The sequence below is a fragment of the Streptomyces sp. NPDC051555 genome (genome assembly GCF_044454405.1).
Lineage (GTDB): Bacteria > Actinomycetota > Actinomycetes > Streptomycetales > Streptomycetaceae > Streptomyces.
The window spans coordinates 1-10,560 of the sequence record NZ_JBITDP010000026.1 but is presented as its reverse complement, the minus strand read 5'-3'; the positions used below and the strand labels follow the sequence as shown (position 1 = coordinate 10,560).

The 10,560-nt window shown below is 73.1% G+C and carries 8 protein-coding genes; 3 read left to right on the top strand and 5 right to left on the bottom strand.

Annotated features, from left to right (window positions below; all coding sequences use genetic code 11):
- Window positions 1–143: 143 nt before the first annotated feature.
- The 3 genes from ACIBEA_RS35800 to ACIBEA_RS35790 all read right to left on the bottom strand — a co-directional run bounded on the left by ACIBEA_RS35800 (window position 144) and on the right by ACIBEA_RS35790 (window position 2,099).
- On the bottom strand, window positions 144–527 hold the full coding sequence (locus tag ACIBEA_RS35800; protein ID WP_399267381.1) for a PPOX class F420-dependent oxidoreductase: 384 nt from the start codon (window positions 525–527) through the stop codon (window positions 144–146).
- Between the two features lie 84 nt (window positions 528–611).
- Window positions 612–1,097: a DUF456 domain-containing protein gene (locus ACIBEA_RS35795; RefSeq protein ID WP_399267380.1), complete on the bottom strand. Its 486-nt coding sequence runs from the start codon at window positions 1,095–1,097 to the stop codon at window positions 612–614.
- Between the two features lie 24 nt (window positions 1,098–1,121).
- Window positions 1,122–2,099 (bottom strand): helix-turn-helix domain-containing protein, encoded by a 978-nt coding sequence (locus ACIBEA_RS35790; RefSeq protein WP_399267471.1) that lies wholly within the window; start codon window positions 2,097–2,099, stop codon window positions 1,122–1,124.
- Between the two features lie 212 nt (window positions 2,100–2,311).
- Here ACIBEA_RS35790 and ACIBEA_RS35785 point away from each other — a divergent pair, with 212 nt between their 5' ends.
- The 3 genes from ACIBEA_RS35785 (at window position 2,312) to ACIBEA_RS35775 (ending at window position 9,381) form a co-directional block, all read left to right on the top strand.
- The gene (locus ACIBEA_RS35785; RefSeq protein ID WP_399267379.1) at window positions 2,312–6,088 is read left to right on the top strand and encodes a S8 family peptidase; all 3,777 of its coding nucleotides are present in this window, start codon (window positions 2,312–2,314) and stop codon (window positions 6,086–6,088) included.
- A 105-nt stretch (window positions 6,089–6,193) separates the two neighbouring features.
- Window positions 6,194–7,564, top strand: coding sequence for a protein phosphatase 2C domain-containing protein (locus tag ACIBEA_RS35780; protein WP_399267378.1), 1,371 nt, complete (start codon window positions 6,194–6,196; stop codon window positions 7,562–7,564).
- A 74-nt stretch (window positions 7,565–7,638) separates the two neighbouring features.
- Window positions 7,639–9,381 carry a pyruvate dehydrogenase gene (locus ACIBEA_RS35775; RefSeq protein WP_399267377.1) on the top strand — a complete coding sequence of 581 codons (1,743 nt, stop codon included), beginning with the start codon at window positions 7,639–7,641 and terminating at the stop codon, window positions 9,379–9,381.
- 31 nt (window positions 9,382–9,412) lie between these two features.
- On the opposite strand, the gene ACIBEA_RS35770 is transcribed toward ACIBEA_RS35775, so the two are convergent.
- Both ACIBEA_RS35770 and ACIBEA_RS35765 read right to left on the bottom strand, forming a co-directional pair.
- Entirely contained in the window at window positions 9,413–9,625 is a 213-nt protein-coding gene (locus tag ACIBEA_RS35770; protein ID WP_399267376.1) for a DUF397 domain-containing protein, read from the bottom strand.
- Complete coding sequence (locus ACIBEA_RS35765; RefSeq protein ID WP_399267470.1) at window positions 9,622–10,446, bottom strand: helix-turn-helix domain-containing protein; 825 nt, start codon at window positions 10,444–10,446, stop codon at window positions 9,622–9,624. Before ACIBEA_RS35765 ends, ACIBEA_RS35770 begins: the two co-directional genes overlap by 4 nt.
- Between the last annotated feature and the right edge of the window lie 114 nt (window positions 10,447–10,560).

Genomic DNA, 10,560 nt, shown 5'->3' with positions numbered 1-10,560 from the left:
TCGGCCGGCGGGGGGGGGGGGGGTTGGCCCCCCGGGGGGGGGGGCCCCACCCCCCCCCCCGGGGGCGGGCCCCCCCCCGCCCGGGCGGGGGGGCCCCCCCCCCCCGGGGGGGCCCCCCACCGCGGGGATCGGCCGGAAACCGGCTACGGCTGCGGCTCCAGTCCCCAGGACAGGACGCGGGTCGGGCGGATGCGGATGACCTCCGGGCTGAAGTGGGGGCCCAGTGCGTGCGGCCCCACCTCCAGCACGGCGGTGCCCCGGATCTCGATCCCCCGCACCCGCCACGGCCGCGTGCTCACCAGGTCGTCCACCACCAGCGACAGCCGCGGGTTGCCCTGGAGGTTGCGCCACTTCTTCGTCGTGCCCATGGCCAGCCCCCCGACCAGCACCGTGCCGTCCTCCTGGGGGAAGAACCCCACCGGATTGGCCTGTGGCTGCCCGGCCGCGTCCACCGTCGCCAACCGCCCCAGGTGCTGCGACCGCAGATAGGCGCTCTCCGCCTCGCTGAACCCCGTGAATTGCGTCATGGCACCAGGCTCACAGCCCCCGCCGCCCACCGCATCGGGCTCCGGCCCTAGGGCTGTGGACCCGGTCCCCCCCCGCAGGGGTCCTCAGCCGCCCGTCGCCACCACTGCCAGCCACGCCCCCGTCACCAGCAGGCACGCGAACAGCTCCACCAGCACGCTCGTGCCCACCGCCCGCATCACCGACCGCAGCGAGGTCACCGCCTCGCCGTGGCTGCCCAGGCGGCGGCGCTCGCACAGGTAGATGCCGCCCATGAAGCCCGGCACCGCGCCCAGCACGGGGACCAGGACGAAGCCGAGGAGGGCGCCCGCACCGGCGTACACCGCCATCCGGCGGGTGACGCCCACGCCCCGCAGCCGTCGTGGCGGCAGCTGCCACTTCACCACCTGCACCACCAGCAGCAGCGCCGTCGCCGAGACCAGCAGAGACCACGCGGGCGCCGTCCGCTCGTGCATGGCCCACCACAGCAGGCCGGCCCAGACCAGCAGCGTCCCGGGGACACCCGGCACCAGCACCCCGAGCACCCCGAGCAGCAGCACCAGGCCCACCAGGAGCAGCTGAGGCAGATCCATCTGATCAGCGTGACCGACCCGGGGCTATCGGGCCACCCAGCCCCGTTCGTACGCGTGCCAGCCGAGCTGCATCCGGGTCGTGACCCCCGCGGTCTCCATCAGCCCCTTCACCCGCCGCTGGACCGTCCGCAGCCCCAGCTCCAGGTGCTTGGCCACGCTCGCGTCGGTCATCCCCACCAGCAGCAGCGAGAGGATCTCCAGGTCCGTGGCGTCGGGGCCGCCGTCCGACTCGTCGACCGTGCCGCCCGCCCCCAGCCGCAGCGGCAGCGCCTCCCGCCACACCGCCTCGAAGAGCCCCATCAGGGATTCCAGCAGCCCCGACGCGTGCACGACCAGCGCCGCGGGCTCCGCGGTCCGGGCCGTCAGCGGCACCATCGCCAGGCTCCGGTCCGCGATCACCAGTTTCGTCGGCACCTCGTCCGTCGCCCGGACCTGCTCGCCGCGGCCCAGCGCCGTCGAGGCCTCCCGCAGCCCCCTCGGCAGGGTCAGCACCTCGCGCTCGATCACCACGCGGTAGTCCACCCCGCGCACGCTGGCGTGCTCCTCCGCCTCGTTCTCCGTGCCCGTCATCACCTGCGGCCGCCCGGTCACCAGGGCGCACACCTCCTGCGTCGCGCCCAGCTGGAGCTGGACGAAGCGGTGCGCCACCGCGCTCGCCCCGGTGACCACCTCGACCAGGTCGTGGACGGCCGGTTCCGCCGCCTCCACCCGGTACTCCTCGGCCAGCAGCACCGCCGCCAACTCGGCTTGTTCCAGCTCGTGCCGCTGCTGGGTCAGCAGCGCTCCCAGCGCCACCCCCGGCGGCGCGGCCACCCAGCGGCCGGGCCGGGCCGAGGACTGCGCGGCCAACCCCTGGCGCTCCAGGTGCCGCAGCGCCCGCTCGGTCTGCGGCACCGGCAGTGTCAGCCGGTGCGCGAGGTCAGGGACCTCCGCCGCTCCCAGCGCCACCAGCGCGCGGTACGCCGACTCCTGGCCCTCGTCCAGGCCTATCGCACCCAGCAACCCGTCCACCCACTCTCCACCCGGTCCGCGGCCACCCGCTTATGGCGGGAAGCGGCCACGGCACAAACCCGCCGTGGACATCATCACCGCACCCCCCGCCGCTCTGCCAAGGTGACGCCACCGCAGCACCAACATCCGCTGGCCAGAAGCCATTTACGCGGCAGCTTTGCCGTGCAATGCAACCGTTGGCCGGAATTCACCTGGGGAGAGCGATGCGCCCGATATCGCGCACGGCGCTGGGAGCGGCCACAGCGGCCGTCCTGGCCGTCACTGCCGTCGGAACCTCGGCGGCGCAGCCGAGCGACGGCGGGCCGGCGAAGAGACCACTGACCGGGAGCGCGGCGGCGGCCCGCCAGAGCGCCGGAGCGGCGACCGTCACGCTGGTCACCGGCGACAAGATCCTGGTGTCCACGGACGCCGCGGGCCGCACCGCGGCCACCGCGCTGCCGCGCGAGGACGGCTCCCAGCCGCTCGTGCAGACCCGGCAGTCCGGCAAGGACGTCTACGTCTACCCCGAGAGCGCGGTCAAGGCGCTCGCGGCGGGCACGGTCGACGCGGAACTCTTCAACGTCACCGGCCTGATCCGGCAGGGCTACGACGACGCGCACGCCGCGAAGCTGCCCCTGATCGCGGTCTACGAAGGACTCGACACCGCCCGCAGCGCCCCGGTCGCCCCGCGCGGCGCCGAGCGCTCGCTCGTCCTCGGTTCGATCGGCGCGGTCGCGCTCTCGGCCGACAAGGCGCAGGCGGCCACCTTCTGGTCGGACGTCACCGCCAAGGCCGCCGCCCGCTCGCGCGGCGCGGGCGGCCTGAAGAAGCTGTGGCTGGACGGCAAGGTCCAGGCGAACCTGGAGCGTTCGACCAAGCAGGTCAATGCCACCGCCGCCTGGGCCGCCGGCTACGACGGCACGGGCACCAAGGTCGCCGTCCTCGACACCGGCGTGGACCTCGACCACCCCGACCTCAAGGGCCGGATCGTCGAGTCGAAGAACTTCACCGACTCCGACACCGACGCCGACCGCCAGGGCCACGGCACCCACACCACCTCCACCGTCGGCGGCTCCGGAGCCGCCAGCGGCGGCGCCAAGAAGGGCGTCGCGCCCGGCGCCGGGCTGCTCAGCGGCAAGGTCCTCAACGACTCCGGGTACGGCCAGGACTCCTGGATCATCGCGGGCATGGAATGGGCCGTCGAGAGCAAGGCCGACGTCGTCTCCATGAGCCTGGGCGACCCCTCCCAGACCGCCTGCGACGACCCGATGAGCGCCGCGGCCGAGAAGCTCGCCCAGAACAGCGGCACCCTCTTCGTCATCGCCGCGGGCAACAGCGGCCCCGGCGACAACACCGTCTCCTCGCCCGGTTGCGCGCCCAGCGTGCTGACCGTCGGCGCCGTCGACCGCGACGACAGCACCGCCTCCTTCTCCAGCCGCGGACCGGCCGGCCTCCTGCACACCCTCAAGCCGGAGATCGCCGCCCCCGGCGTCGGCATCTCCGCCGCCAACATGGGCGGCCGCGGGGTGTACGCCTACCAGTCCATGTCCGGCACCTCGATGGCCACCCCGCACGTCGCGGGCGCCGCGGCCATCGTCAAGCAGCGCCACCCCGACTGGACCTCCCAGCAGATCAAGGCCGCGCTCGTCGGCTCCGCCGAGACCGCGATCCCGGGCGACGTCCGGGAGACCGGCGGCGGCCGGCTCGACGTGAAGCGGGCCATCGACACCACCGTCACCTCCGCCCCCGCCGTCCAGGGCGGCGCGTACAACTGGCCGCAGGACCGCAGCGACCGGAGCACCGTCGAGGTCCCGTACACCAACGCGGGCAAGACGCCGGTCACCCTGCAACTCGGCATCGAGCACCTCGCCGGCAACGACGGCTCGGCCGTCCGCAGCCAGGTCGCCCGCCTGGACCGGCGCACGGTGACCGTCCCCGCCGGAGCCACCGTCAAGGTGCCCCTCGCCCTCGACCCCGCGGCGCGCCTGGAGCGCAGCCAGTACGGCGACGTCACCGGCCGGGTGGTCGCCACCGGCCCCGGCGGCCTGCGGGTCTCGACCCCCTTCTCGCTGTACGTGGAGCCGGAGACCGTCACCCTGCGCGTCAAGCTCCTCGACCGCTCGGGCAGGCCCGCCGCCGGGCCGTCCTCCCTCGACGTCATCGGCACCGACAACGCCACCGGCGAGCGCCGCTTCAACGACGGCTCCGCCGACCAGATCTACCGGCTGCGCCCGGGCTCGTACTTCCTCTCCTCATTCGTCGCCACCCCCGACGCCGGGAGCGCCGGCGACAACCCGATGGTCGACTCCCTCACCTACCTCGGCCGCCCGCAGGTCGAGGTGAAGAAGGACACCACCGTCGTCCTGGACGCCCGCACCGCCGGGCGCCTGGCGATCGAGGCCGACCGGCCCACCGAGACCCGCGCCGCCACCCTCGCCTTCGCCCGCAGCTGGGACCCGAACTGGCTGCACGCCGGCACCGCCATGGGCGGACGCACCATCCGCGGGTTCTACGCCTCCGTCGAAGGCCGCGCCTCCGAGGGCGGCTTCGAATTCGGCAGCTACTGGCGCCAGGCCGCGCCCCTGCTCGCCGAACTGAAGGTCGCCGGCGGCCCGGCCCTGCACCCCATCACCGCCTCCACCGGCAGCGACAACCTCGACGGCCGGGGCAGCGCCCCGCTCGTCGACGCCGGCAACGGCACCCCCGAGGAGTTGGCCGCGGCCGGCGCCAAGGGCGCGATCGTGCTGGTGAAGACCGCGGACGGTTCGCTCTACGACCTCGCGAACAACGCGAAGGCGGCCGGCGCCAAGGCCGTCCTCGCCCACCGCGACGCCCCCGGCCGCTGGATCGGCTTCAACGGCTACACCGGCGGCTCGCTGCCCGCGCTGTCCATCGAGAGCGCCGAGGCGACGGCCCTGCGGGCGCGGCTCGTGCAGGGCAAGGTCACGCTGAGCTGGACGGGCACGGCGAAGAGCCCGTACGTCTACAACCTCGCCCAGATCGAGCAGGGTTCCCTGCGGGGCGAGCGGAGCTACCGGGTGCGCGACCGCGACCTCGCCACCGTCCGCTCCACCTACCGCGCGATGGGCGCCGCCTCCGCCTACATGGACCTGGCCGGTGCCTACCGGCCGGGCGGCACCGCCGTCTACTTCGGTTCCCTGGACACCGTCGCGGTCCCGGGGGAGCGCACCGAGTACTACAGCGCCGGGGACACGGCCTGGGACCACATGGTCTCCAGCAGCTTCCCCTGGGGCGAGCTGATGACCGACCAGCAGCGGACCTACACCAAGGGGGCCCAGCGCTCCGAGAGCTGGTACGACGGGGTCATCGGTCCGGTCGGCGTGCGCGACGCGAGCGGGAAGCCGGTGCTGGCCGCCGAGCGTCAGGGCAACCTGATCGGCTTCTCCTCCGCGATGTGGGGCGACAGCGGGCACTACGCGCTGCCGGGCTCCTTCGGTGACATCGGCGGCCTGACCCTCAAGCGGGACGGGGTGGAGGTCGGCTCCAGCTGGTACCCGAACGCCGGCGTCTTCGAGGTCCCGGCCGAGCAGGGCGCCTACGAGCTGACCCAGACCCTGGAGAAGATCGGCGGCCCGGCCCGGGACTGGCAGCGCTCGCAGGGCGTGCAGACCACCTGGTCCTTCCGCTCCGCGCTCGACGCGGCGGCGTACTCGACCCCGCTGCCGATCCTGTTCCCGTCGCTGACCCTGCCCGAGGACGGCCTGAAGACCGTCGCCGCACGGGGCGGACAGCGCATCGGGATCGCCGTCACCGGGCACGCGGGCTACGCGCCCGGCGCCCTCAAGGGCGTCAAGCTGTCGTACTCGTACGACAACGAGCACTGGACCGCGGCCGCGGTCGCCGAGCAGGGCGGCCGCTGGAGCGCGGTCGTGGACCACACCGGCGCGAGCGGCAAGCCGGTCTCGCTGAAGATCGAGCTGACCGACGCGAAGGGCGCCACCGTCACCCAGATGGTCGGACGCGCCTACGGCGTTCGCTGATCCGTTCGTCATCACAGGGCCGGGGGCCCGCCGGGCAGTAGCCCGGCGGGCCCCTTTCGGCGCGTTCCGCGTTTTCCCCCGCCCCGGGCGGCCGACACTAGGGGCATGAGTCAGCAGGGGGACGCGGACGACTGGTGGCAGAAGCTGTACGAGGACCCGGCCGGGCCGGAGCCGGGACCCGGCGGCCCCGGCTCCGGCCCGGTACCGGCCGATCCCGCCGACACGCTCGACAGCCGGTTCAGCTCGGCATCGGTGCTGGTGCGGGAGGTGGAGCCGGAACCGGAGGCGGCACCCCTCGCAGCGCTGCCGGCGCAGGCGACGGCGCCGGTGCGGGAGGCGGCGCCCGCGGAGGAGCGCGCGGCCCCCACCGGGTACGCGCTCGGGGACGTGGCGGTGCCGCCCGCGCCCCCTGAGCCGCCGCCCCCGCTGCCCGTGGCGGCGCCGCCCGTGCTGCCGGAGCCGCGCCGGGCCGAACCGCGGCACGCGGATCCGCGCCGCCCGGCCGTCACCGGTGCGGAGGCGGAGGCGACGGAGCCCGCCGCGAGGCCCACGGCACCGCCCGCCGCGGGGCCCGCGCAGCGCCCCGAGGTACGCCATCTGGGGGACCGGGCGCCGACGTACGCGGCCGAGCCCGGCCCCCTGCCCGTGGCGGACCCGGCGGCCCTCCACGCCCTCGTGCCCGACACCGTCCTGGAGGGCGCCCGGCACGGGACCTACACCCTGCGGGCCGCCTCCGTGCGCGGGGACTCCGCCCGCTTCCGCGGCGAGAGCCGCCGCGACGTCCTGCTCACGGCCCGCTTCGGCGGCGGGGACGACGCGCTGGTGCTGATCGCCCTCGCGGGCGGGGACCGCGCGGCGCCCGGCGCCCAGGACGCCGCCGCCGAGGTGTGCCACTGGGTCGCGGCGGCCGTCGGCCGCAGCCAGGGCCGCCTCGGCGACGACATCCGGGCGGGGCGGCGCGACGCGCTTCGCTCGGGCCTGCAACGGCTCACCGACCGGGGGTACGGGCGGCTGCGGGCCCGCGCCGCCGAGCTCGGGCTGCCCGACGAGGAGTACACGGCCGGGCTGCGCGCCCTGCTCCTCCCCGTGGACACCGCGTGCCGGACCAGGGTCTCCTTCGGCGCCGGGACGGGCGGGTTGTTCCGGCTGCGGGAGGGGCAGTGGCAGGACCTGGAACCGGTGGGGACCACCCTCCCGGCGGTCGCGGCGCTGCCCGCTCCGGCCGCGCCCGCGGGTCAGGGCGTCCCGGGCGGCTTCCGCTTCCGCGCCACCGTGGCCCGGCCGGGAGACACCCTGCTGCTGTGTTCCGGCGGGCTCGCCGAACCGATGCGCGAGGAGGCGGCCCTGCCCGCCGAGCTGGCCGCCCGCTGGGCCGGGCAGGACCCGCCGGGCCTCGCGGCCTTCCTCGCGGACACCCAGCTCCGGCTCAAGGGGTACGCCGACGACCGGACCGCCGCCGCGGTCTGGGAGGCGTAACCGGCCCGGCCGTGCGTGGATGGGAGGCGCACACCGGCATCGCCGGATCGCCGGACCGTAAGGGGCGCGCCTCCATGGCCAAGCAGAATGTGGCGGAGCAGTTCGTCGACATCCTCGTGCGCGCCGGGGTGCGCCGGATGTACGGGGTCGTGGGGGACAGCCTCAACCCCGTCGTCGACGCCATCCGCCGGACCGGTGACATCGAGTGGATCCAGGTCCGCCACGAGGAGACGGCCGCCTTCGCGGCCGGCGCCGAGGCCCAGATCACCGGGCGGCTCGCCGCCTGCGCGGGCTCCTGCGGCCCGGGCAACCTCCACCTGATCAACGGGCTCTACGACGCCCACCGTTCGATGGCTCCGGTCTTGGCCCTGGCCTCGCACATCCCTTCCAGCGAGATCGGCCTCGGCTACTTCCAGGAGACCCACCCCGATCAGCTCTTCCGCGAGTGCAGCCACTACAGCGAGCTGATCTCCAACCCGAAGCAGATGCCCCGGCTCCTGCAGAGCGCCGTCCAGCACGCCATCGGCCGCGGCGGGGTCAGCGTGGTCGCCCTGCCCGGGGACATCGCCTCGCTGCCCGCCCCGGAGAAGTCGGTCGAACACGCGCTGGTGACCACCCGGCCGACGGTCCGGCCCGGTGACGGCGAGATCGACGCGCTGGTCCGGATGATCGACGGAGCCGACAAGGTCACCCTCTTCTGCGGCAGCGGTACGGCCGGGGCGCACGCCGAGGTGATGGAGTTCGCGGGCCGGATCAAGTCACCGGTCGGGCACGCCCTGCGCGGCAAGGAATGGATCCAGTACGACAATCCCTACGACGTCGGCATGAGCGGGCTGCTCGGCTACGGCGCGGCCTACGAGGCCACCCACGAGTGCGACCTGCTGATCCTGCTCGGCACCGACTTCCCCTACAACGCCTTCCTGCCCGACGACGTCAAGATCGTCCAGGTGGACGTGCGCCCCGAACACCTGGGCCGCCGCTCCAAGTTGGACCTCGCGGTCTGGGGCGACGTGCGCGAGACGCTGCGCTGCCTGAACGCCCGGGTCAAGGCCAAGACGGACCGCCGCTTCCTGGACCGGATGCTGAAGAAGCACGCGGACGCCCTGGAGGGCGTGGTCAAGGCGTACACGCGGAAGGTGGAGAAGCACACCCCGATCCATCCCGAGTACGTGGCCGCCGTCCTGGACGAACTCGCCGACGAGGACGCGGTGTTCACCGTGGACACGGGCATGTGCAACGTGTGGGCCGCGCGCTACCTCTCCCCGAACGGGAAGCGGCGCATCATCGGCTCCTTCAGCCACGGCTCGATGGCCAACGCCCTCCCGCAGGCCATCGGTGCGCAGTTCGTCGACCGGAGCCGTCAGGTCATCTCGATGTCGGGCGACGGCGGCTTCTCGATGCTGATGGGGGACTTTCTCACCCTGGTGCAGTACGACCTCCCCGTGAAGATCGTCCTCTTCAACAACTCCTCGCTCGGCATGGTCGAGTTGGAGATGCTGGTGTCCGGCCTGCCTTCGTACGGAACCACGAACCACAACCCGGACTTCGCCGCGATCGCCCGCGCGGCGGGGGCCTACGGGGTCCGGGTGGAGAAGCCCAAGCAGCTCGCCGGGGCCCTCAAGGACGCCTTCCGGCACAAGGGACCGGCCCTGGTGGATGTGGTGACCGACCCCAACGCCCTGTCGATCCCGCCGAAGATCAGCGCCGAGATGGTGACCGGCTTCGCCCTGTCCGCCAGCAAGATCGTGCTCGACGGCGGCGTCGGCCGAATGCTCCAGATGGCCCGCTCCAACCTCCGCAACGTGCCCCGGCCTTGAGCCGGGACACGTCGAGCGGTGCGGCGGGTGCTTAGAGCTGCCCGCCCTTGACGGCGTCCACGAACGCCGTCCACTGTGCGCCGGTCACGACGAGCGCAGGCCCGGTGGGGTTCTTGGAGTCACGGACGGGCACGGCGCCGACGAGTTGACCGGGGGCCACTTCGAGGCAGTCGTTCGTGGCGCCACTGAAGCTGGATTTCGTCCACACGAGGGTGGTCGCTGCGGCGTTTTCGATTTTGCTCATCTGAGTTTCTCCAAGATGTCTGCGGTGAGGTCAACAGACTTGTCTTGAGGGAGCGCTTCGGCCCGCAAGTGCTCGAAGGCTGCTCCATACTCCGACACGTCTGCGGCACTCTCAACGTACAGCGCAGACGCCAGGTGCTCGACGAGGACGACGTCGAGATCGGCGCTCTCGGGGAAGCCGAGGACCGTGAAGGGGCCGGACATGCCAGGATGAGGTGCTTTGGCGATGGGCATGATCTGTATCGAGACGTTGGGCCGCTCTGCCTGGTCCAGCAGGTTCTGGAGCTGCGCCCGCATCGTCCGACTGTCGATGTCCACGCGGAGGGCGGCCTCGTGGATGATCGCCCACAACTTGAGTGGAACGGGCCGCGACAGCACAGCCTGGCGCGCGATCCGAACTTGAACGAGGGCATCCACCTCCTCGGCGGTCGATGCCCGGTTGATGCCGGACATCGCAGCGCGAGCGTAAGCGGCGGTCTGAAGTAGGCCTGGGATCAGAAGGGTCTGATACGTACTCAAGCTCTTCGCGTCCGCCTCCAAGGCGATCAATTCCGCGTAGGCCGGTGAAATGATGTCGCTGTACGTCTGCCACCATCCACGGCGTGCGCCGGCGCGGGCAAGGGAAATCAACACCTCCCGCTTGTCCGCGTCCGTAACGTCGTAGGCGTCGAGCAGCAACTCCACAACCGCAGGCTTGATGCCCAGCTGCGCCCGCTCGACGCGGGAGAGTCGCGTCTTGTCCCACCCGGATCCGGCCGCGCGTGCGGCCTCGTCCAAGGTGGAGCCCTTTGCGTCGCGCAGTGCCCGTAGTTCTGCGCCCAGTCGTCGCTGACGAACTGATGGAGCTTCCCAATGCTGATGTCAAGCCGCTGCCGTGACCGGTGGTATGGCTTGGTAGCACGCTCCGTCGCGAATCATGGCCCACAGGACGTTGAC